This window comes from Pseudoalteromonas marina, from assembly GCF_000238335.3.
Classification (GTDB): Bacteria; Pseudomonadota; Gammaproteobacteria; order Enterobacterales; family Alteromonadaceae; genus Pseudoalteromonas; species Pseudoalteromonas marina.
The window spans coordinates 659,834-683,364 of sequence record NZ_AHCB03000005.1 but is presented as its reverse complement, the minus strand read 5'-3'; the positions used below and the strand labels follow the sequence as shown (position 1 = coordinate 683,364).

The 23,531-nt window shown below is 39.6% G+C and carries 24 protein-coding genes; 6 read left to right on the top strand and 18 right to left on the bottom strand.

The window, feature by feature from the left end; genetic code table 11:
• Positions 1–40 precede the first annotated feature (40 nt).
• Entirely contained in the window at positions 41–1,579 is a 1,539-nt protein-coding gene (murJ, locus tag PMAN_RS03230) for a murein biosynthesis integral membrane protein MurJ (RefSeq protein ID WP_033034929.1), read from the bottom strand.
• A gap of 294 nt (positions 1,580–1,873) precedes the next feature.
• On the opposite strand from murJ, the gene rpsT reads away from it, so the two are divergent.
• The gene (gene rpsT, locus PMAN_RS03225; protein WP_006792774.1) at positions 1,874–2,134 is read left to right on the top strand and encodes a 30S ribosomal protein S20; all 261 of its coding nucleotides are present in this window, start codon (positions 1,874–1,876) and stop codon (positions 2,132–2,134) included.
• Positions 2,135–2,199: 65 nt separating this feature from the next.
• Here the strand turns inward: rpsT and PMAN_RS03220 are convergent, their stop codons facing one another.
• Positions 2,200–2,583 carry a response regulator gene (locus PMAN_RS03220; protein ID WP_006792773.1) on the bottom strand — a complete coding sequence of 128 codons (384 nt, stop codon included), beginning with the start codon at positions 2,581–2,583 and terminating at the stop codon, positions 2,200–2,202.
• 113 nt (positions 2,584–2,696) lie between these two features.
• On the opposite strand from PMAN_RS03220, the gene PMAN_RS03215 reads away from it, so the two are divergent.
• The 3 genes from PMAN_RS03215 to smrA all read left to right on the top strand — a co-directional run bounded on the left by PMAN_RS03215 (position 2,697) and on the right by smrA (position 4,201).
• On the top strand, positions 2,697–3,140 hold the full coding sequence (locus PMAN_RS03215) for a hypothetical protein (protein ID WP_006792772.1): 444 nt from the start codon (positions 2,697–2,699) through the stop codon (positions 3,138–3,140).
• A gap of 107 nt (positions 3,141–3,247) precedes the next feature.
• Positions 3,248–3,493 (top strand): hypothetical protein, encoded by a 246-nt coding sequence (locus PMAN_RS19095; RefSeq protein WP_006792771.1) that lies wholly within the window; start codon positions 3,248–3,250, stop codon positions 3,491–3,493.
• A 129-nt stretch (positions 3,494–3,622) separates the two neighbouring features.
• On the top strand, positions 3,623–4,201 hold the full coding sequence (smrA, locus tag PMAN_RS03210; protein WP_010555928.1) for a DNA endonuclease SmrA: 579 nt from the start codon (positions 3,623–3,625) through the stop codon (positions 4,199–4,201).
• Positions 4,202–4,404: 203 nt separating this feature from the next.
• On the opposite strand, the gene PMAN_RS03205 is transcribed toward smrA, so the two are convergent.
• Positions 4,405–5,325 carry a 2-hydroxyacid dehydrogenase gene (locus PMAN_RS03205; RefSeq protein WP_010555927.1) on the bottom strand — a complete coding sequence of 307 codons (921 nt, stop codon included), beginning with the start codon at positions 5,323–5,325 and terminating at the stop codon, positions 4,405–4,407.
• A 155-nt stretch (positions 5,326–5,480) separates the two neighbouring features.
• Here PMAN_RS03205 and olsF point away from each other — a divergent pair, with 155 nt between their 5' ends.
• Entirely contained in the window at positions 5,481–7,187 is a 1,707-nt protein-coding gene (olsF, locus tag PMAN_RS03200; protein ID WP_010555926.1) for a bifunctional ornithine lipid synthase OlsF, read from the top strand.
• Between the two features lie 55 nt (positions 7,188–7,242).
• Here the strand turns inward: olsF and dapE are convergent, their stop codons facing one another.
• Positions 7,243–8,427, bottom strand: coding sequence for a succinyl-diaminopimelate desuccinylase (dapE, locus tag PMAN_RS03195; RefSeq protein ID WP_010555925.1), 1,185 nt, complete (start codon positions 8,425–8,427; stop codon positions 7,243–7,245).
• 262 nt (positions 8,428–8,689) lie between these two features.
• Between dapE and PMAN_RS03190 the strand changes: the two genes are divergently transcribed.
• Complete coding sequence (locus PMAN_RS03190; RefSeq protein WP_010555924.1) at positions 8,690–9,343, top strand: OmpW/AlkL family protein; 654 nt, start codon at positions 8,690–8,692, stop codon at positions 9,341–9,343.
• 35 nt (positions 9,344–9,378) lie between these two features.
• On the opposite strand, the gene PMAN_RS03185 is transcribed toward PMAN_RS03190, so the two are convergent.
• Genes PMAN_RS03185 through flhA form a run of 14 tightly spaced genes read right to left on the bottom strand, consistent with a single transcriptional unit; the run spans position 9,379 to position 23,526 of the window.
• A complete protein-coding gene (locus PMAN_RS03185; protein ID WP_006792764.1) occupies positions 9,379–9,780 on the bottom strand; it encodes a DUF2802 domain-containing protein in 402 nt (133 codons plus the stop codon).
• Between the two features lie 17 nt (positions 9,781–9,797).
• On the bottom strand, positions 9,798–10,295 hold the full coding sequence (locus PMAN_RS03180; protein WP_006792763.1) for a chemotaxis protein CheW: 498 nt from the start codon (positions 10,293–10,295) through the stop codon (positions 9,798–9,800).
• A gap of 24 nt (positions 10,296–10,319) precedes the next feature.
• Complete coding sequence (locus PMAN_RS03175) at positions 10,320–11,120, bottom strand: chemotaxis protein CheW (RefSeq protein WP_010555923.1); 801 nt, start codon at positions 11,118–11,120, stop codon at positions 10,320–10,322.
• Between the two features lie 3 nt (positions 11,121–11,123).
• Positions 11,124–11,894, bottom strand: coding sequence for a ParA family protein (locus PMAN_RS03170; RefSeq protein ID WP_006792761.1), 771 nt, complete (start codon positions 11,892–11,894; stop codon positions 11,124–11,126).
• Between the two features lie 12 nt (positions 11,895–11,906).
• A complete protein-coding gene (locus tag PMAN_RS03165; protein ID WP_010555922.1) occupies positions 11,907–12,866 on the bottom strand; it encodes a flagellar motor protein MotB in 960 nt (319 codons plus the stop codon).
• Between the two features lie 2 nt (positions 12,867–12,868).
• The gene (locus PMAN_RS03160) at positions 12,869–13,633 is read right to left on the bottom strand and encodes a flagellar motor protein (RefSeq protein WP_010555921.1); all 765 of its coding nucleotides are present in this window, start codon (positions 13,631–13,633) and stop codon (positions 12,869–12,871) included.
• Positions 13,626–14,780 carry a protein-glutamate methylesterase/protein-glutamine glutaminase gene (locus PMAN_RS03155; RefSeq protein ID WP_010555920.1) on the bottom strand — a complete coding sequence of 385 codons (1,155 nt, stop codon included), beginning with the start codon at positions 14,778–14,780 and terminating at the stop codon, positions 13,626–13,628. Before PMAN_RS03155 ends, PMAN_RS03160 begins: the two co-directional genes overlap by 8 nt.
• 59 nt (positions 14,781–14,839) lie before the next feature.
• Positions 14,840–17,107 carry a chemotaxis protein CheA gene (locus tag PMAN_RS03150; protein ID WP_010555919.1) on the bottom strand — a complete coding sequence of 756 codons (2,268 nt, stop codon included), beginning with the start codon at positions 17,105–17,107 and terminating at the stop codon, positions 14,840–14,842.
• A gap of 15 nt (positions 17,108–17,122) precedes the next feature.
• Entirely contained in the window at positions 17,123–17,890 is a 768-nt protein-coding gene (locus PMAN_RS03145) for a protein phosphatase CheZ (RefSeq protein WP_006792756.1), read from the bottom strand.
• Between the two features lie 18 nt (positions 17,891–17,908).
• Complete coding sequence (cheY, locus tag PMAN_RS03140) at positions 17,909–18,292, bottom strand: chemotaxis response regulator CheY (protein ID WP_008132609.1); 384 nt, start codon at positions 18,290–18,292, stop codon at positions 17,909–17,911.
• 39 nt (positions 18,293–18,331) lie between these two features.
• The gene (locus PMAN_RS03135) at positions 18,332–19,042 is read right to left on the bottom strand and encodes an RNA polymerase sigma factor FliA (RefSeq protein WP_008132612.1); all 711 of its coding nucleotides are present in this window, start codon (positions 19,040–19,042) and stop codon (positions 18,332–18,334) included.
• 26 nt (positions 19,043–19,068) lie between these two features.
• A complete protein-coding gene (locus tag PMAN_RS03130; protein WP_006792753.1) occupies positions 19,069–19,929 on the bottom strand; it encodes a MinD/ParA family ATP-binding protein in 861 nt (286 codons plus the stop codon).
• Positions 19,922–21,397 carry a flagellar biosynthesis GTPase FlhF gene (flhF, locus tag PMAN_RS03125; RefSeq protein WP_006792752.1) on the bottom strand — a complete coding sequence of 492 codons (1,476 nt, stop codon included), beginning with the start codon at positions 21,395–21,397 and terminating at the stop codon, positions 19,922–19,924. The genes PMAN_RS03130 and flhF overlap by 8 nt, the downstream gene beginning before the upstream one ends.
• A gap of 20 nt (positions 21,398–21,417) precedes the next feature.
• Positions 21,418–23,526: a flagellar biosynthesis protein FlhA gene (gene flhA, locus PMAN_RS03120; RefSeq protein ID WP_006792751.1), complete on the bottom strand. Its 2,109-nt coding sequence runs from the start codon at positions 23,524–23,526 to the stop codon at positions 21,418–21,420.
• Positions 23,527–23,531: the final 5 nt, after the last annotated feature.

The following is a 23,531-nucleotide window of genomic DNA, read 5'->3' as shown; positions in this document are numbered from 1 at the left end:
TCAAGGAAAAGCCACAAGGCTGCCGATTATAATCTTTTTTTTAGTTTGATTCAGTAATTGCTACACTTTTTATCGTATTTAGTCTTACACCCATTAAAAAGAGCATTGCAAAGTAGCTAACTCCTGCTAATACAACAAGGGCAATTAATAATATAACTTGTTGTGCGAAAGCCCACGAGGCCCAGAAATAGTAACTACTTACATACCATGTAACACAGCCCATGACTAAACTTGCAACAATACACTTGATAGTGAAACGCAAACTCATAGAAGAAAACTGATAAACATTTTCTTTTTTTAGCTGCCTATAAAGTAAAAATGCATTACAACTGGCTGACATTGATGTAGCGAGTGCTAACCCTAAGTAACCTATAAAAGGGGCTAACATAATATTACATACCATATTTAGCACAAGGGTTATAATACCAATGCGTACGGGCGTTTTAGTATCTTGACGTGAATAAAACCCAGGCGCGAGCACTTTAATCAACATAAAACTAACTAACCCAACAGAGTAAGCTACAACACCTAAACTTACCGCTTCTACATGATCAACACTGTCCTCTTTAAAGGCACCATGATCGAATAGGACCGTAATTATAAGTGGGCTTATTATCATTAAGCCAACCATTGCTGGTATACCTAAAAATATTACAAAGCGAACTCCCCAATCTAACGTATGCTGAAAATCGCTCAATTTTTTACTGCTGTGCAATTTAGAAAGCGCCGGTAAAATGACAGTGGCTATACCAATCCCAAATAAACCAAGCGGAAACTCTATTAGCCTGTCTGAGTAATAAAGCCATGCTATAGAACCTGTCATCAGTAATGAGGCAATCATAGTATCTAGTAATAAATTAATTTGGCTTATCGATACGCCAAACAATGCGGGCAGCATAAGCTTACGCACTTTTTTTACGTTTTCGTCATGCCAAGCCCAGCGCGGGCGAGCCAACATTTTAGCGCGTAATAAAAAAGGTAATTGAAATAACAACTGAACAATGCCACCAACAAATACACCTATAGCGAGAGCATATGCACCAACACTAAACTTATCATGTAAAAAAATAGCACAGGTGATTATTGATATATTGAGTAACACAGGAGTAAATGCGGCAACGGCAAAACGGTTGTAAACATTCATTACCGCACCGCTCAGCGCGACTAAACTTACAAACAACAAATACGGAAAGGTAAATTTTAATAACGAACTGGCCAGCTCAAACTTTTCTGCATTGGGGCCGCCTTGCCACCAATCAATAAACCAGCCGGTACCAAATAAAGCGGCGATAACCGGCGAAGCCACTACACCAAAAATAGTCACTAACAATAAAATAGTGCCCAGCGTACCTGCAGCTTGGGCAACAAAGAGCCTAACTTTATCATCACCTTGTTGCTCTTTTATTTCACTTAAAACGGGTACGAATGCCTGTGCAAAAGCGCCCTCGGCAAATAAGCGACGTAAAAAGTTAGGAATTCGGTTAGCAAATAAAAATACATCAGCCGCAGCACTTGCGCCGAGTAAATTGGCAACAACGGCATCTCTTACGAGCCCTAAAATACGCGAGATCATAGTCATACAACTAACAATCATACCGGAGCGAAATAAACCTTTTGACACCTTAAACCTACTTAAAAATCCCTAAGATACGCGATTATGCCACAGTCTTTTTTATAAATCGCTTTAAAGCACTAGGCTGGGGGTCTGTGCTTTGTTACAATAGCGTCATTAACTGCTAAAGCGGCAAATTAATGTTCGTTATAAGGAGCAGTTTTTCTTGAATAGTTAAATTTAATTGACATTCATGATAGAAACAGGCATATTCCACGGCCTTTAATTTAAGCTTTATTTTAAGATTGTTAGGAGCAAACCTTGGCTAACATCAAGTCTGCAAAAAAACGCGCTATCACTAGCGAAAAGAACCGTCAGCACAACGCAAGCCGTCGCTCAATGATGCGCACTTACTTCAAAAAAGTAGTTGTTGCTATTGAAGCTGGCGATAAAGAAGCTGCACAGCAAGCTTTTTCTGTTGCTACACCTATCCTAGACCGTTACGCAACTAAGGGTCTAATCCACAAAAACAAAGCAGCTCGTCATAAGAGCCGTTTAGCAGCTAAGATCAAAGCGCTATAATTTGTTTTTGTTAGAATATAAAAAACCGGCTTTTGCCGGTTTTTTTTTACTTAAAAGTTTTTCGACTACATAATTTCTAAATCTGGATAAAACTTTTTAAGCATGGCTGCTATTTTTTTAGGTGTAAACGGTTTTACGATAAACCCTTTAGCGCCTTTATCTATGGCATCTTTTACATTTTCAACAGCTGAATGCGCAGACACCATAATTACATTCGTTTCTGGACTCATCTCGTTGATTTGTGCAATTAATTCTTTTCCGTCTCCATCCGGTAACTCAATATCCAAAAAAATCATACTGTATTTTGCTGCTTGGCATTCACTAATACACTGTGAGGCAGTAGATGCTTCCTTTACATTGTCTATCCCTAGATGCATGAGCGTTTGGCTCAAAAAACTACGCACCGTGCTAACGTCATCCACTATTAAAATTGATAGCTGCGTGTCCATCTTCATTCCTCATAGGCTATAAGCTAACTTTACGTTATTATAATAATTAGCTTAGTATATAAATTTACTATTTGAATTATAAAGACCTATGTAAAAAAGGCCAGATCTGCTTTATGTCAAAAACACCAAAAAAACAATCCTTGCTAGGTAAAACACCGGCAAGAAAAAATACAACACAAAAAAATAAAACTCGGGCAACTTCTCAAAGGCAGGCACAAACTAAACAACACACTATTGATACAGAGTTAAATAGCCAAAACCCTAAACCTAAAAAAGGGCTGTTAATAACGCTCGCTATTATTGCAGTTATCATTATAGCTTTTCCAAAACCAACTTTACTCACCTATAAAAAATTAGGGATGGTTAGCAAAAGTATTTATTGGCCTGGTGTATTTGGATACGGTGCAACGCTTGTTGACTCGCATTTACATCCTAAGTTTGACGATAAGCGTAAATCTCTTTATTTATGCAGTGATTTACAGAATCCTCAGAGCTGCCAAAAGTATCAAGTTATTGCTGACGACGGTCTCATTTCAGCGATTAAAAGTTACTTTTAGCATTAATAAAACTAATCTGAAAAATGTAAAATTATTTGGTTGAAAGGTGCGCAAAAGATCACCATAATGGCGCTCCTTTTTTCAACAACTGAACTATTGAAACGACCATGCTAAATGAGCTAGATTGGCTTTTAAACACGATACTACTTGCACTAGGTTTAGGTGCATTCTTTATTAACCACATAACATTACTGCGCGTAGCCGCCATAAGTGCATGTGGCCTGTTATTTTTATCATTTAGCTTAGATCTTATGTCGTCGAGTGTTATTTCAAATATGAGTTTAGTATTGATCAATACATTTTATCTGTTTAAGGTTTATACATTTGGGCAACTTAATGTAACTCAGAGCTAACAATTTCCCCTAGAATATTTTATAGCCCAGCATTGCTGGGCTTTTTTTATTGTATAAATCAAAATGGTTGGGTAATTAGGTGAACTAAGATAATATTGACCTCGTACTACATTATTTTGAGATTTCGGTATGTCCTTATCTGATTTTGATTTGTTTTTATCTTCTATGGAAGATGTGACCCCTATTAGCAGTGATACTATTAAACCGTTATCAAGCAACCCTCATTCTTCACTTGCGCAACAACAAAAGCGACAAGCGGCCGAAAATACTCTATCAACAGATGAAAACTACTTAAGTACAGAGTCTGTAGAGCTTGTTGAGCCATTTGCTATATTAAGTTTTAAAAAAGACGGAGTACAAGGCCCTGTATTTAAAAACTTACGTTTAGCAAAGTATCAAGTTGATGCGACCTTAGACCTTCATGGCCAGCTACTTAAAAATGCACGCAATACGCTCTTTAATTTTATTAATGACTGTCAGCAGCAAAATGTTCGCGTGGTGCTTATTAGGCATGGTGTAGGAATTAAAAATAAAACTAAACCAGGAATACTAAAAAGTTTTGTAAATAAATGGCTACCTGAATTACCGGCGGTTTTGGCATATCATACTGCACAGAGGCATCATGGAGGGAGTGGTGCGACTTATGTTTTACTCAAAAAAAGTGCCGATAAAAAACACGAAAATAGAGAAATCCACAGCAAACGCTAAACTTGCTGTGGTGCCATTCTATAAAATAGTTGGCTGATTAAACCAAGCAGATACGCCTAATATTATTATAGAAATTATAATTAAGCTTAATCTAGCACCACCCTGATTTGTTTTCATTTCACCCTCTTTATATTTTTATTGTTGAGAACATATACAACATTAATAAAAATTACATATGTTAACAAGCTGTTTCTTTAAATTTATCAATATCCTTTCGTTCTATCTATTCGATTATTTAAAGTAATACCTTGCTGCAAGCGTTCAACGTTTTCTGCTATTTGTGCTGCAACACTGTTTATATCTGATAATGCAGCACAATGCGGTGTAAGGGTTATTTTATCATGCTGCCAATAAGGGTGTTCTTTACTAAGGGGTTCGTGTTCAAACACGTCAATGACTGCAGCCCGAAGCGAATTATCCTCTAAAGCGTTAAGTAAATCAGTCTCTATAACATGATCTCCTCGTGCAACATTAATAATAACAGCATGATTAGGAAGCAAACTAATTGTACTTTTATTGATAATACCTTTTGTTTTATTGGTTAATGGCAACAGGCAGACTAGATAATCAATGTTACAAAGCATTTTTTTAAGCCCTTGTTCGCCATAAAATAAATTAACTGTGTTACTGGTTTTATGTGTATGAGCCCAAGCATTTACAGTAAAGTTATTAGCAATAAGTCGTTTCGCACATGCTTTACCTAGCTCCCCAAATCCTAAAATACCTACATTGTTTTGTTGATAAGCCCTTTTGGGCTTCCATTGGTGCTGCATTTGCTTAATAAAGTATTCTTTTAATCGTAATTTTTGCGCTAAAACATGGGTAAGTACATATTCGGCCATGTCTTGTGCCAATTTTTCATCAACTATACGCACTACATCTACGTCATCACCAAGCAAATTTAAATCAATACTGTCTACACCCGCACCAAATGACGATACCGCTTTAAGGTTTGGCAACTTTGCCCACATATCGTGCGGTGCTTTCCATGCTAATACAAAATCAATAGCTTCTAGATTATTGCAATCTGGCCACTGCTGTATTTTTGTAGAGGGTAATCGGGCTTGTAATTGCGCTATTAACTTTGTGTTATCTCGCCCTGTAATTGCTACTAATACCGACATAGTTACTTCCATAATAAATTTTTATAAAATCCACGCTGACTAACCAACACTTCCACCCTGCACACTTTAAAAGGTCACACAACTGCAAAATAACTGTCACACCCTTTTTTTACTCTACAGACATGGCAATCATGCTAAATTAAAAAGAGGTTTGTATGATCAGTGTTGATAAAGTAATTGCAGCAAACTTACCACAATTAGAAAGCTCACCAAAAGTAAAAAGCCTAGTAAAAAAGGGATTAGGCTATTTACTACATGAACAAGAGTTTGTGGCCTTTGCCGACACCTATCCTCATTTACAAGGGCTAGAATTTGTTGAACAAGTTCTCGATGAGCTCAATTTTGATACACGTTACAAGCCAAAGCAAATAGAGCATATTCCTAGCGAAGGTAAATTAATTATTGTTGCAAACCACCCTATAGGCTCTTTAGATGCGCTTGCATTAATTAAAGTGCTCTCAAGCGTAAGAAAAGATTTAAAGGTTGTTGCTAACCGTATGCTTATGTCGGTGACTCCAATGCACGACTTACTTTTACCTGTAAATAACTTATCTGGCACAAGTAAAAAACAAGAGCTTTATAATATTCACCAGCATTTAAAAAATGAGGGGGTATTATTGATATTTCCCGCTGGTGAAGTATCACGGCTGAGCCCTACAGGTATCAAAGATTGTAAATGGAACAGCGGTTTTTTGCGCATGGCAAAAAAAGCCAATTGCCCTATATTACCTATTTATATAAAAGCTAAAAACAGCCCATTATTTTATGGGACTTCAATAATTTACAAACCCTTAGCAAGCTTATTACTAGTAAAAGAAATGTTTAAACAACGCCAGAAATCGTTAGAGTTTGAAATTGGTGCGTCTATTCCTCCAGCGTCATACCTCATAGAAAATTTAAAAGATAAAGAGATTGTTAATTTAATACGAAAGCAACTGTATCGCCTAACAACTAAAAAAACCTTACCACTTAAAACACAAACTCCTATTGCTGTTCCTGAGTGTAGGAAAGAGCTTAAAAAAGCAATAGATGCGTGTCAGCTTCTGGGGGAAACACAAGATGGTATGCATATTCATTTATATCAATATACGGGTAGCTCACCTATTTTTAGAGAGCTAGGTAGGTTGAGAGAAATAGCTTTTAGAGCTGTAGGTGAAGGCAGTGGAAAACGCCGTGATATTGATAAGTACGATATGGACTATCAACACTTAGTTCTTTGGGACCCAACACAATTAGAGCTGGTAGGCGCGTATAGGCTAGCTTGCGCTAAAGAAATAATTGATAAACATGGCCGTAAAGGGCTGTATACCGACAGTTTATTTACTTATAGCACTGAAATGGGCCCCTACCTAGAGCAAGGAATTGAACTTGGTCGTAGCTTTGTTCAGCCAAAATATTGGGGACGTAAAAGCCTAGATTACCTGTGGTACGGCATTGGCGCATTTGTTAAAAACTACCCACAATATCGTTATTTATTTGGCGCTGTTAGCGTGTCTAATACGTTACCTGACCCGGCAAAGGCCATGCTAGTGTATTACTATCAGCATTATTATAAAACCGATGAAGTACTTGCGACTCCAAACAATGAATTCAAACTAAGCGAACATGAACTTGCGCAGTGTGACATGATTTTTTGCAAAAACGACGTTAAAGAAGACTTTGTAGAACTAAAGCATGTGCTTGCTAATATGGGTGCGCAAGTTCCCACTTTATTTAAACAATATACAGAGCTATGCAAACCTGGTGGGGTGAAATTTTTAAGTTTTAGCGTAGATCCCGACTTTAACAATTGCATTGATGGTTTAGTATTGGTTGACTTGCAAAATGTTAAAGATAACAAAGCAAAGCGATACTTAAGCTAATTGAAGCGAGGTTACCCTCGCCCCTATCTGGGTTTTATTTGAGAACTAACTAACATTATCGTTCTATATAAATACGTGAAAGTAAGTCATAATAAATTGCTTCAACTTTTATTAAGTCATCAATAGATACGTGCTCATTAACCTGGTGAATTGTATGGTTTCTTAGCCCACATTCAATTACTTGAGTGTGGCTGTTAGCAAAAAAACGACCGTCAGATGTGCCACCACTGGTACTTAGAACTGGGTAGTTTCCAGTTTGACTATGTATGGCTTGTTCAACACAAGTAATTAAACTCCACTTGCTCTTAGGTTGGGTATAGTATGGTTCACATGGACGCTCCCAATTAATCGTTATGTAACGTGAAAATTCATCCAACGAATTGTTCAATATCGATTTAATTTTTTCACTGCTGTACCGATGGCTATAGCGAATATTAAATGTTATCTCGCAGTGACTAGGGACTAAATTATCGACCACATTGTCAATATTTATGCCTGTAACTTGCAGTGTTGTTTTTGAGCCTGCGTCATCTAAGTGCCACGCTTGTTCACTCAATTTATTGACTATTTGGGCACTAATATGTGCGGCGTTAATGGTATTTTGAGGATAAGCTACATGACCTGCCCTGCCCTTTACCAGAATACGTGCTGAAAGTGCACCGCGTCGACCGTTTTTAATTGTATCGCCAACATGTGTCGAACTCGTTGGCTCGCCTACAATACATCCGTCTAAAACAACCCCATTTGAAGAAAGCTTATTGGCTATTTGCGCAGAGCCAAACTCAGCCTCGCCTTCTTCATCAGAGGTAATGAGCCAATAAAAAGTCCCCACTTTTGATGATGTGTTATTTATTAATTTTTTTGTCGCAGTTAGCATCGCTGCCACACCCCCTTTCATATCAGCGGCACCTCTTCCGTAAATTACCCCATCAATTATTCTTCCATCAAACGGAGGGGTTAGCCAGTCACCATTATCTGCGGGAACCACATCAATGTGCCCTGAAAAAGCGACACACGGTCCCTTATTGAATTTAATATGCGCAATTAAGTTAGTGACACCACTACTCGTAAACTTTTCACAGCAAAAACCTAGCTCACATAACTGCTCAACCAGCCAATCTATTGCGCCGGCTTGATTCGGCGTCACTGATTTAAATTTGATAAGCGTTTGTAATTTATTTATTAATTCGGCGTTTAACCTTTGAGAAGTGACTGCTTGTTGTGAAACAACTAAAGACATTTTTTAACACCTTTATTACTAAGTAAGGCATTATTAAATAGTGAGAGTATGACTAAGAGATGTCAGCTTTTATACATTCTGATGATTATTCTTTACATAGATTGTCAATCATTGCTGTTACGAAACAGCGCCAAAATTAATCTAAATCAATAAAATACTTTTCAACGTTCAATCATTTTTGAAACTTTGATCTAGAACAGGTTTTTCATATTTGTTAAGCGTAATAATGGCGTCAATCAAAAAGTAGTTCTTGGAGAACAACATGAAAACCAAAATTAGCATTGCATTATTGACCTCTTTATTAGTACTCTCTCCAGCTGCACACGCTAACTTCAGCGTAAATCTGGGCGCTATTAACGTAAACCCAGATAACAGTGGCTCTACAATTAACGAAGCCCCTTCATTAGGTCTAAAAGGTGATTCTAATACTCAGCTAGGTATTACGGTAGACTATGCATTTAATGACAATTGGGTATTAGAATTGATTGCTGCTACGCCATTCTCTCATGATGTAAATGGAACAGGCGGTTTGGCTGGTAATAAAATTGCTAACATTAAACACTTGCCCCCCTCGTTAGTGGCACAGTATCACTTTTTAGATACAAGCTACCAGCTCAGACCATTCATAGGTGTTGGTGTTAATTATACAACCTTTTTTGATGAACAGCCTTCGCAAGCTCTTAAAGCAACCCTTGGTACAGACGATGTTAAAGTTGAGCTTGATGACTCTGTAGGATTTTTAGTACAAGTAGGGGCTAATTATAAAATGGATGATCACTGGGGACTTCACGCAATGGTTTCTATAATGGATATTGATACAGATGCAACTGTGTACGCTAACAATGCAAAAGCATTAACATCAACAGTTGAGCTTGACCCTGTAGTGGCAATGTTTGGTGTGAAGTATAGTTTTTAAAGTCTAAGTACGATGTTATGTGTGTAAAAAAGGCGCTAAGCGCCTTTTTTTTTGTGCAACGAAAACAATAACTCGGCCTCAGCCCTTGGTAACTCACACTCGCGAATAACTTCGTCTAAATCTGCACCTAACTCAACCATTTTCACAGCACGGGAATAAATCTTAGCATCGGGATCATCGTATTTTTGAGCCGATTGCTGCTGCAGTAAATCTTGGTTTTGTTGCTCAACCTCTAGAACTCGCTTGCCGATACTGAGTAAACCGGTTCTTAATTCAGCGGCTTCGCTTCTTAAAATATGAACTTGTTCTGCACATTCTTTAAGCTTTTGATGTACATCAGCAACATCGCTGGTGTGTTTATTTTTAAATGCAATAATAAGCGTTAACGATATAAGACCTACCGCTAACGCGCTTACAGCAATACTAAGTAACAGCATAGTTTATCTGATAAAGCTTATAAATCGCTTAACTCATCCCATTCGTCATCACTAAGTAGCTTATTTAAATCAACTAAAATAAGAAGCTCATTATCTCGATTACAGACACCTTGGATAAACTTAGCGCTTTCTTCAGTACCCACATTTGGCGCACTGTCAATCTCAGAGCTACGCAGGTATACAACTTCAGAAACGCTATCAGCTAAAATGCCTATAACTTGTTCTTCAGCTTCAATAATTAATATACGTGAGTTATCAGTTGCATCAGCTGCTGACAAACCGAATCGAGCACGTGTATCAATAACGGTTACTACATTACCACGTAAGTTAATAATGCCTATTACATAAGAAGGCGCACCAGGGACTGGTGCAATCTCGGTGTAACGCAGTATTTCTTGAACTTGCATTACATTAACACCGTAGGTTTCCTCTTCTAGCTTAAAAGTAACCCACTGTAATATTTCATCATTATTATCTGCATTTTTATTTTCTGACAGTAATTTCTCTTGGTTCATGCTGTTACCCCATAATGGTCATTACTACTGACGGCTATCTAAGCCCTCTTCTAATAACGTATTTAAATTGTCTACATCTATTAAAGCACACATTTTTTCTTTAATAACCCCGGCAAGCCATGGGCGCTTACTTTGATCTGTACGCCATTTTACATCTTCTTTTGTCAATGTAATGTTATTTATAAGCTTCTCAGCTAATAATCCCCATTGGCTATCTCCTAAAGTTATTAAATACTGATAATCAAGTGATGCCTCAAGTTTTTCATCGTACTTCTCTGGCATAACCCAGCGTGCTGTATCTACAACATTGAGCTTTTCATCACGATTAAGCATAACGCCTTTAAACCACTTTGGTTTACCAAACAGGTGATTCACTTCACCTAATTGATGTATACCGCCAAGAGCTTTAAGCGGGACTGCTAGCGTAAGTCCTGCAACTTCAAAGAACAATGCCTGAAATTCGCCGTCAAAGTAATCTGACTCACTGTTATTTGAAAGATTTAATTGTTTCTGTTTTGCTATTTTAAGGTCTGTACTCGTTGTCTCTTTTGGCGTTTCAATGACGTTAACTTTCGGTGTTGTAGCTTCTGCTTCTTTAACTTCATGCGTATCATCTAACGAAGATGATTCATGCTCAGCCACTACTTTAACTTTAGTAACTGGCTTCTGACTTTCATGAGTGGCTTCTTCGCTTGGCAAGTCACCCGGTATATTTTCTAAAAGTTTTGCTACGGGCTCTAAGTCACTGGCAAGCTCTTCTTCGCAAAGTAAGGCACCTAAGTACTGAGTCATTACTTTTTCATTAGCAAATAATTGCTTACTCATTCATTAACCTTGTTCAATTAAATAATCTAATAATGCTTTATAAGCAAATACACCACGAGAGCGAGGACAAAATTCTATGGGTACTTTTTGTGCTAAGCTTGCATCTCTTAGTTTTGTGTCTACGGGAATAACACCTGGCCAAACTCTATTACCGTAGGTTTTTTGTAATGTTTTGTAGGCTTCGAGTGATGCCTTCGTTCTTTTATCGTACATTGTAGGTATTATAGTATATTCGTAACTTTTCGCTTGTGAGCTCTGCATTAATTCCATTGTACGCATCATTCTATCTAAGCCTTTAAGCGCCAAAAACTCAGTTTGAACAGGTACTAAAATGCGCTCACTCGCAGCCAATGCATTAACCATTAAAACCCCTAAAACAGGGGGGCAATCTAAAATAGCATAATCGTAATGTTCGCTTATTTTGGCAAGCGTCTTTTTTAAAATTAACCCCATGCCTGTTTTATTGCCCATGCTTCTATCTAATGTAGCAATAGCCATAGTAGCAGGTAATATATCTAAATTTTCGAGAGTGGATGGGCACAATGCTTGAAGTATTTCCTCACTTTGCATACTAGTTCCACGAGCGAAAATATCGTAAACGCTGACTTCTAAATCTTCAGAATCAATACCAAAGTAATACGTTAATGACGCATGAGGATCGGTATCTATTAGTAATACACGTTTACCCTGCAGTGCTAAAGTACCAGCAAGACTGACCGCAGTCGTTGTTTTACCAACGCCACCTTTTTGGTTGGCTACAGTCCAAATCTTCACATCATATCCTAGTTACTGTTCATTGCGAGTTGTAATACGAATTCCACCATGTGGTAAACGAATAATTTTTATTGTGTCATCGTCTGACGGTAATTCTACTTCTGGCTCAGGCGCTACTGCCTCAACTATTGGCTCTTCTGCTGAATTATTTTTCTCTTCTGGCAACCCATATTTAGATAACGCTATTACTACTTTTCTATTTTCAGCTCGACCCTCATCTGTGTCGTTAGGTGCAAAGGGTGAATACTGTCCATACCCTTCAATAGCCATTCGGGCCGAATTTATGCCAAGTGCTTCAAGCTCAACAAGTATTGAAGTTGCGCGAGCGACAGAAAGCTCCCAGTTAGAGCGAAATATTTCATTTTTAATTGTTTCATCATCTGTATATCCACGCACACGTATATAGTTATCCACTGGCGCGATAATATCTTTTACAATTTTAACAACTTGTTTTGCTCTAGAATGAGCAACTGCGCTACCACTTGAAAATAACATACCTGAACTCAGTTCTATTATGAGCCAATCTTGGTGCAATTCTAGATTGGCTTCACCATCACGTATTTCATCAATAAGCGCTGACTGAAGTTTCGTTAATAAGCTATCAAGTGGTTTTCCTAAATATTTTTGCTGTATATTACTTGTCTCACTTTGGCCGTCTAACAACTCTGGGCCTTGCTCTTCCTTGTTGATACTTTCGCCATACAGCAATTCATCTTCAGGAGTAACCCTATCAGTAAGTATTCCAGTACCATCTATCCCCGTACCTTGCTGAGAATAAACACGAGCCGACTTGTCGAATACTTGCTCTAGGGAATCGGATAAAATTTGGAAGTTTTCTTCTTTGTTAATCGCAATCGCATACATTACAACAAAGAAGGCAAACATAATGGTCATATAATCCGCATAAGATACTAACCAGCGCTCTGTATGCTGGTTTTTATGGGCCGAGCGACCAAATCGTCGACGCATCATTTTTATGCGTCCACTAGGCTTGGCCGTTCAACACGATAAGCTTCTAACTTTAGCTCAATGTTCATTGGGCTTTGGCCATCGCTGATTGCAATTATCCCTTCTGCAAGCATTTCATGGTAAAGCATCTTTTCTTCTACACGTTGCTTGAGCTTATGTGACATTGGCAAAAATAATAAATTAGCTAACCCCACACCATAAATCGTTGCAATAAAGGCTGTTGCAACTCCAGCGCCAAGCAATTGTGGATCGGTAATAAAAGACATAGCCTGAATAAGTCCAAGAACAGCTCCTAAAATACCGATGGTAGGGCTATAACCGCCCATTGCTTCGTATACACGTGCAGCTTCAAGCAAACGCTCACGCTCCAACATTAAATCTATTTCAAGCGTATCACGTAGCCTCTGCTCTGAACCGCCATCAACAAGTAAACTCAGCCCTTTTGCTGCATATACATCTGAGTGAGTTAGGGCCTCATCCTCTAATGCCAAATATCCTTCTTGTCTCGCTTTATGAGACCAACGTTTAACTTGCTCAATTGCATCATCAATATTGTAACTGGGAGTCACAAATACCCAGTGACTCATTCTAAGCATTTTTTTAAAGGTACTAGTAGACGTTTGCAGCATTACAGCGCCTACTGTCCCACCTAGTACTATAATGAGCGCAGGGCCATTAAAAAGGGCGGCAATAACACCACCTTCTAAATGATAGCCAATTGCTATAGCACTTAGTGCAACAATTAAACCAAGTACAGAAAGCTTATCCACAACCGGTTTCGCTTTTTATCCGCGTTGCAATATCGTCAAGCGCTAAACTCTCACTTGAAAGTCCCGCATTAGCAACAGCTTGTGGCATACCATAAACAACACAGCTTTTTTCATCTTGTGCCCAAATAGTGGCGCCAGTTTGTTTTAACATTCTTGCGCCATCTCTACCATCAGCCCCCATGCCGGTTAAAATAATAGCTAAAACATCTCCCTGATAAGCTTTTGCAATACTTGCAAATGTAACGTCAACACTGGGTTTATAAGTGATTCGTTCGCTATTGTCTTCAAAAACGCGCAATGTTTTAGAACCACCTCGCCCTTCAACCATCATTTGTTGCCCGCCAGGAGCCAAATAGGCAGTTCCAGCATCAAGACGATCACCTTGCTGTGCTTCTTTTACTTTTATTTTGCACAATCCATTTAAACGAGCTGCAAATGCCGGTGTAAAAGCAGCAGGCATATGCTGGATAAGTAAAATGGGATGCGGAAAATTAGCGGGTAATTGCGTAAGCACATTTTGTAAAGCAACAGGACCACCAGTAGATGTACCGATAGCCACAAGCTTGTATTGCTTGCCACTTGCACGAGTTGGTACGTTGTTTTGTGTTTTTGTTAATGTCGATGCGGTTGTTGAACGCTGAAAACTTCTATCTGGTTGCCTGATTGAAGACCCAGTATTACTGGTTTTATCAGGCACAGAGCGTGCCGCTGGTTTCTGGTGTGTTATTGGCTTAAAGGCTCTAGGAATGCGCTTATTACCAATTTCTTTGACTTTAGCTTGAAGGAGCTTTATCGCATCTTCATTATTACGTGCAATATCTTCAAACTTTTTAGGTAAAAAATCCATCGCTCCAGCATCAAGCGCATCAAGTGTTGCTGTTGCGCCAGCACGGGTTAAAGAGGAAAACATTAAGATTGGCGTGGGGTTACTTGCCATTATCTCTTTAACAGCACTGATACCATCAAGCACAGGCATTTCTACATCCATCGTGATCATATCAGGACGAAGCTGAGCCGTTTTTTCTACAGCCTCTCTGCCATTAATGGCAAAACCTATAACTTGTATATCGCTGTCTTGTTCAAGGATTTCGCTTACTCTACGACGAAAAAAGCTTGAATCATCAACAACTAAAACTTTTACGGCCATTTAGCTCTCTTATTAAATTTATACGTAGGCACACATCTTATGTGTACCTACTTTATGATTTAGCCAGCGTAGTGTTTTAACATATTTGGAACATCTAAAATAAGTGCAATTCCACCATCTGATGTAATAGTTGCGCCTGCCATACCTGGAGTACCCTGCAAAAGAGCATCAAGAGGTTTAATTACAACTTCTTCTTGACCTATTAAAGAATCAACTACAAAACCAACCTGCTGAGTACCTATTTGAACAATAACAACATGACCTTGCGCTTTGCGCTGAGTGCGATCTGCTCCTTTAACTAACCAATGCTCAAGATAAAATAGCGGTATCGCTTTCTTACGTACAATAATTGTTAATTGACCATCAACAACATTTGTTTTGGTTAGATCTAAATGAAATATTTCACTTACACCAGCTAATGGTAATGCAAATGTTTGTTCGCCAACTACAACCATTAAGGTTGGTAATATTGCAAGTGTTAACGGTACTTTTATTTCTAAAATTGTACCAACACCTAGCTCTGACTGAATACTCACTGAGCCATTAAGTTGAGTGATTTTAGTTTTTACAACATCCATTCCCACACCACGCCCTGAGATGTCAGAGATCTCTTCTTTGGTAGAAAAACCTGGTGCAAATATTAAGTTGTAGGCCTCAGTATCCGATAAACGACTTGCTTGATCGTGGTCTATTACCCCTTTACCAATCGCTATCTTTTTGAGCTTTTCTGCGTCCATACCCGCACCATCGTCTTTGATGGTAAGCAAAATATGGTCTCCCTCTTGAGACGCTGAAAGTGTTACATTACCTGTCCGAGGTTTACCTGCTGCTTCACGGTCAGCTGGCATTTCTATTCCGTGGTCAACTGAGTTTCTAACTAAGTGAACAAGCGGGTCTGCAAGTGCCTCAACTAAGTTTTTGTCTAAATCGGTTTCTTCACCGACAAGCTGTAAGCTAATATCTTTATTAAGGCTCCGTGCTAAGTCACGAACAACGCGAGGGAAGCGGCCAAATACCTTCTTAATTGGCTGCATTCGTGTTTGCATTACTGCACCTTGAATATCAGCCGTCACAACATCTAGGTTAGAAATGGCTTTACCCATTGCCTCACTTTCTGAGTTAGTGGCTAAACTTACCAACCTATTACGAACTAGTACTAACTCACCCACCATGTTCATTATTTGGTCTAGGCGTTTTGTGTCAACTCGGACTGTTGTTTCTGCTTGCGGAGGAGCTGGCTTTTTCACAGCTGCAGGCGCTGGAGCCGCTTTTGCTACCGGTTTTGCTGGCGGTTTGTCTGCTGTCTTTTGAACAGGTTTTGGGGCTGCGGCTTTTACAGGTTCAGGCTTTTTGACAGGCTCACTTACCTTAGCTACGGGTTTAGCTGCGGGCTTCGGCTCTAAAGCTGCAGGGCTCTCTATTGATTTAGGCGCACCTGATCCATGAAGCTCGTCAAGCAATGCTTCAAATTCATCATCGCTAATTTCATCATCGCTAGAATCACTTGCAGGTGAACTTGTTGAAGGCGTTGCAGAACTTTCTGCAGAATTATTACTTGCTGTTTGCTCTTTTACAGGCTCACTGGCCGCAACAGCACCAAAGCTTCCAACGCCATGAAGTTCATCAAGTAAGTTGTCAAACTCATCATCTGTAATGTCTCCACTGACATCACTACTACTGGACGCGCTTTCAGCTACAGGGCTTTGACCTTTTCCATGTAATTCGTCTAGTAAGTTTTCAAATTCATCTTCTGTTATTTCGTCAATCTGAGTTTCATCATCGCTTTGTTCAACTGTTCCACCGCTAAATAGCTCGTCAAATGCAAACGGATCTTCTTCATCAGTTCCTGAGGCTTCCTCGGCAACTGGGGCATCAATAACCTCGGCTTGAGGTTCTTCAGTTGAATCAACGGGTGAGTCACCAGCAAGCTCTTCTTCTGTTGGAGGTAAACCTAGTTTATGAAGGGTTTCAAGAAGTTCGGGATCAGCGGGTTCTGGTTTGTCACGATTTTGAATGGTGGCAAACATCTCGTTAATCGTATCGAGAGCTTGTAAAATTACGTCCATCAATTCCGAATTAACCGTTCGTACGCCTTGCCTAAGCAGGTCGAACACATTCTCTGCGCCATGACATGCGTCAACGAGCTCGGTCATAGCTAAAAACCCAGCACCACCTTTTACAGTGTGAAACCCTCTAAATATGGCATTGAGTAATTCGGTGTCCTCTGGATTGTTTTCCAGCTCAACTAACTGTTCAGATAAAAGCTCTAGGATTTCTCCTGCCTCTACAAGAAAGTCTTGTAAAATATCTTCATCGACTTCAAACATGCAGTTACTCTCCTCTTAGAAGCCCAAACTTGATAAAAGATCATCGACTTCATCTTGATCAGATACAACATCATTACGTGATTCTTTATCAATAATAGGGCCTTCTGGACCTGCTAAAGTTTGTTCGTCTAATGGTTCATTTGTTTTTTGTTGTTCTATTTTTTCGGCTTTGCTTTCGCTTTGATCAGCGAAGGCTGTCAAAAGATGAATTAAGCTTTCTTCAACTTCTCTAACAAGCTCAATAACTCGGCGAATAACTTGGCCGGTTAAATCTTGATAGTCTTGTGCCATAAGTACATTAGTCATCAAACTTTGCAGCTCATCGGTTTTATGATGAGAATTGTTCATAAACTTATCAATGCTGTGGCATAACGATTTAAACTCCCCTAACTCAATCTCTCGATTCATTAGGCGATCCCATGTCGGTTTGATATGAGATATTTCATCTGCCAACTGTTGAGCAATTGGTAGGCTAGCCTCAACTGCATCCATTGTTTTATTCGCGGCATTTTCTGTCATTTCTATAACATAATTGAGCCGTTTTTTTGCATCTGGAATAGCATCGGTAGTTAAGTCAGATAAGCGAGTGTCTAGCTCAAAGCTTTTTAAAGCTTCATGCAATTGACGGGTTAACTTTCCAACCTCAGCAAATATTTCAGATTGCTCCTTAGAAGCGGTATCTAAAATTAACTGATTGGCTTTGTCTTGCTCACCGTTTTCAAGAAAAACAACGAGCTGACGAGCTTGTTCTAAAGTTATTTGAGGCGCAGCAAGTGCTGACATAAGCCTCTCCCCCTATCATTAGCCTAAACGTTCAAATACTTTTTCTAATTTAGTTTTGAGTGTTCCAGCAGTAAATGGCTTAACGATATAACCATTAACACCTGCCTGAGCTGCCGCTATAATTTGTTCTTTTTTAGCTTCAGCCGTTACCATCAATACTGGAATGTGTTTAAGCTTATCATCCGCACGTATTGCTCTAAGTAGGTCTATACCCTGCATTCCTGGCATATTCCAATCGGTAACAACAAAATCAAATACTTGATTTTGTAGCATTGGCAAAGCGGTTGACCCATCGTCTGCTTCTTGAACATTAGTGAAACCTAAGTCACGCAACAGATTTTTAATAATACGTCTCATTGTTGAAAAATCGTCAACAACCAGAATTTTCATGTTTTTATCCAAAACATCCCCCAGTGAGGTCTTAACCTTGTTTACTTACTACTAATTTATCCAGTCATTGATTTTAGCTTTAAGCTTAATCATCGCCTGACCATGTATTTGACTTACACGCGATTCACTTACATCGAGTATATGCCCTATTTCTTTTAAATTCATTTCATCGTTATAGTACAAAGACAGCACCATTGCATCACGTTCTGGTAAAGATTTTATTGCACCTAATAAAGACTCGTTAAACCGCTCATTTTTAACATTATTAAACGGTTTGTCTAGCGCTAAATCTTGGCCCACTGGACTGATGGCATCTTCATCAACACCAAGGTCTTCAATACCGAGTACTTTACTTGCATTTACATCGTTTAAGATATGATGGTACTCATTTAACGAAATTTCAAGTTTTTCAGCAACTTCTATATCTGTTGGCTCACGGTTTAAGCTTTTTTCTAAAAAAGCAATTGTTTCGGCCACCAAACGGCTTTTACGATGTACTGAACGGGGTGCCCAATCGCCACGTCGCATCTCGTCAAGCATTGCCCCACGAATACGAATCCCCGCAAAAGTTTCAAAGCTAGCCCCTTTGGTTGCATCAAAACTTTTAGATGCTTCAATCAGACCTATCATTCCTGATTGTATTAAATCGTCCAGCTGCACGCTGGCTGGTAAACGCGCTATAAGATGACATGCCACTTTTTTGACAAGTGATGCATGTTTTTCAACAATCACATTTAAATTTTGTGCTGATTGATATCCCATAACTTTATTCACCAATGTTGTCATAATTAGCCGTTTACTAGTTTCTCTATGAAAAACTCCAGATGACCTGATGGTTGATTAGGTATTGGCCATTTAACTGCTTTTGTTGCTAACGCTTGAAACGCAAGTGCCGCAGGCGAATTTGGAAAAAGCTCTACAATAACTTTTTGGCGACGCGTTGCTTTGCGCATATTTTCGTCGTAGGGAACCGTTGCAACCAGGTCCATTGATACATCTAAAAAGCGATCGGTCACTTTGGAAAGTTTAGCAAATAACTCTTGCCCTTCACGCATACTGCGGACCATATTTGCAACAATTTTAAATTTGTATACGCCATGCTCGCGACTCAACACTTTAATTAGCGCGTAAGCATCTGTAATCGATGTGGGCTCGTCGCATACAACAACCATGACGTCTTGTGCCGCGCGAGAAAAGCTCAGCACCATGTCTGAAATACCTGCGGCTGTATCGACAATTAAAATATCAAATTCTGTATTTAATTCACTAAAAGCCCGTATAAGTCCCGCGTGCTCTGAAGGCGACAATTCAACCATGCTTTGAGAGCCTGACGTTGCGGGTACAATCTTTATACCTGCGGGGCCTTCAACTAAAATTTCATCAAGTTCACATTCACCAGATAAAACATGTGATAAGTTACGTTCAACACGTAGCCCTAGCATAACGTCACAGTTTGCTAAGCCTAAATCGGCATCAAGAACCAACACTCTGTTACCTTGCTGGCCTAATGCAATTGCAGTATTCAGAGAAACATTTGTTTTTCCTACTCCACCTTTACCGCCAGTGACAGCGATAACTTTTACGCCGTTGTTATTGTTTTGACTCATTTTGCGCAGGCCACTTGCTTGATCTAATACTGTGTTAATCATACATCCCTACTGTGCTTGGCGCCACTGCTTGGTGCCTTGAATGTTGTGCTTTTGCTCTTTTTAAATAGAGTTGCTCAGCCTTTTTAACTAGTTTTTCAGCATTTGCAACTCGAATATCTTCTGGTACTCGTTGACCGTTAGTAAGATACCCTATTGGAAGGCGATTTTGAATCGCTATACTAATAATCTCACCTAAACTTAAAGATTCGTCTAATTTGGTGAATATACAACCACTTAACTGCACTTTTTTAAAGTGCCTAACGGTTTCTTGCAACACATGTATTTGCGATGTTGCGCTGAGCACTAAATAACTGCGAATATCAACACGCTGATTACGCATTAGCGTATTAAGTTGCTCTGTTAAGCGCAAGTCGCGTTGGCTCATACCCGCAGTATCAATTAATACTAGTCGTTTATTTCGTAAATGATATAAAACTTCAGCTAATTCATTAGCATCTTTTACTTGCTTTACACCACAACCTATAATTCGGCCATAAGTGGCGAGTTGCTCATAAGCACCAATTCTGTATGTGTCTGTTGTGATTAAAGCGACTTTGTCTGCACCGTATTTTTGTGCGCCAAGTGCAGCTAATTTAGCAACGGTTGTTGTTTTGCCAACACCCGTTGGGCCGACTAAGGCGTATACACCGCCTTGACGTAAAATCTCGTTGTTGGTTGTCTGCATCTGATCTTCAACCATTGTTAAAAGTGCTTTCCAACCTTGCTGGCGAGATACATCGTCAGGAACAAAGCACGCCATTTGCTCAGCAACATCTTTATCTATTCCCATACCGACTAAACGATCAATCATGCATGCACGAGTAGGATCGCGTCTTGCCATGTCTTGTTGCATAAGCCCTGACACTTGATGTTCTAACAATTGACGAATGGCATTCATTTCGTCACGCATTGACGAAATTTGCTCACTTTCAGTATGCTTAGTTTCTTGGCGAGGTGTCACTGGACTGTCAAGATCATCAAAACCACTTTCTAAATCATCAAATCCAAGGCTGTCTGCTTGTGTTTGCGGACGCGCTGAAGCTTGACGTTCATTAGTGAACATAGGACGAGGACGCTGCTCTTGAACTGGCTCTTGGTAGTTGTCTGTAGTATCAATACCTGATTGAGAAAACATAGAAGCCAATTCTGCAGAACGAGGGCGTGGGGCTTGACGCTCTAATAATGCCTGAAGACTATCGGCTACTTTCGCTTGTGGCTCTGGTTTAGCGCGAAGAGGCTCTGGTTTTACAAAATTATGCACTGGCTGTGTTTTTGTTGAGCTTTGTGCTGGAGTGCTAAGTGCCTGCTCTTTTTTAGGGGCTGCTTTGTCATAATCTACTGCTGCTACAATTTCTACACCGTTAGCTAGTTTTTTATTTGACATAATAACCGCATCAACACCTAATTCGTCTTTAACTTCTTTAAGTACTGTGCGCATATCTTTAGCAAAAAAACGTTTTATTTTCATGATTCAACCCCTTTAAAATCTTATTGTTGGCCAACAGAGCTGACTATCTTGATCTGTCTTTCATCTGGTACCTCTTGATAAGACATCACCCTTAAACCCGGGATGGTGTACTTAACAAAACGAGATAACACAGTGCGTAACATTCCCGACGTTAGCAATATTGAAGGTTCACCGGACATTTCTTGATTTTGATGCGCTTCATTTAGTGACACTTGAAGTCGCTCTGCAAGTCCTGGTTCTATACCGGCACCTTCGTCGCCTGCATTTTGCAGTGACTGATGCAACATCTGTTCCAACTCAGGCGCCAAGGTTATGACAGGGATTTCTGAAGACATGCCTACAGCGTCTTGAACGATTAATCGACGTAATGAAATACGTACTGCAGCCGTTAGCACATCAGGGTCTTGACTACGTGGCCCATACTCAACAAGGGTTTGTACAATTGAGCGCATATCACGAATTGCAACGCCTTCATTAAGTAGATTTTGTAGTACTTTTACAATCACAGTTAACGGTAATACGTCAGGGACTAAACCTTCAACTAAGCGAGGGTGGCTTTTACCTAACATATCTAATAAGTTCTGTACTTCCTCGTGACCTAAAAGCAATGCTGCGCTGTTAGTAAGCAACTGGCTAATGTGTGTAGCCACAACTGTCGCTGAATCTACCACGGTATAGCCTAGCGATTGCGCTTCGTCTTTTTGATCTGGTTTTATCCATACCGCATCAAGCCCAAAAGCAGGGTCTTTAGTTTCGACCCCTTTAATTGGCCCAAATACTTGACCTGGATTTATTGCCAACTCATCACCATGCTTGAGTTCACCTTCACCGGTAGATACCCCCATAAGCGTAATTCTGTATGCATTAGGATCAAGCTCTAAGTTATCGCGAATATGTACGGGTGGAACTAAAAAACCCAGCTCTTGAGAAAGCTTTTTACGTACTCCCTTAATACGATTTAGTAGCTCTCCGCCTTGAGACTGGTCAACCAAAGGAATTAATCTATAACCCACTTCTAAGCCAATTACATCTACTTGCTGAACGTCGTCCCAGCCTAGTTCTTTTTGCTCTTGCTTGTTGGCAACACCCGTACCAGCAGTTCCATTTGCAGCAGCCTCGGCTTCTGCTGCAGCCACTTTTAATTTACTTTGTTGAGTGTAATAAGCTAAATAACCTAATAATGCACCTAGGCTTAAAAATGCTAAATGAGGCATGCCAGGCACTAAGCCCATGGTAATTAATATGCCAGAGGCTATAAATAAAGATTTTTCGTTGCCAAGTTGTTTCTTAAACTGGTCGCCCATATTGAGAGACTCGTTTTGGCGTGTTACTACAATTGCGGTACCAATTGATAGTAGTAATGAGGGGAGCTGAGCCACCAAGCCATCACCAATCGTAAGGAGTGTGTAAACTTCCATAGCTTGGCCAAAGCTTAAGTCATGCTGGATCATGCCGACAAATAAGCCACCAACAATGTTAATAATTAAAATGACGATACCCGCAATAGCATCACCTTTTACAAACTTACTTGCACCATCCATTGAACCATAAAAATCGGCCTCGCGGGTTACTTCTTCTCGGCGATCGCGCGCTTGCTCGGCACTAATAAACCCTGCGTTTAAATCAGCGTCAATTGCCATTTGCTTACCAGGCATTGCATCAAGTGTAAAACGTGCAGATACCTCAGAAATACGACCCGCACCTTTTGTGATTACTACAAAGTTAATAATAATCAGAATTAAAAACACCACTAAACCAACAGCATAATTACCGCCAATAACAACAGAGCCAAAGGCTTCTATTACCTTCCCCGCAGCATCTCCACCATTATGTCCCTCTAAAAGTACAACTCGTGTACTGGCTACGTTGAGTGCTAAGCGCATAATTGTGGCGATAAGCAACACGGCCGGAAACATACCAAACTCAACGGGTTTCATGGTGTAAACGGTGACGAGTAGTACCACCAACGCTAACGCAATATTGAATGAAAAAAGGATATCAAGTAAAAATGGCGGTAACGGTAAAATGACCATTCCCAAAGCTGCAAGCACAAGCAAAGGCGTACCTACGCCTTTTGCATATTCTTTTTTATCTGCATTAAGTTGTTGTAATACCGCTTTAAAACTCATAATTC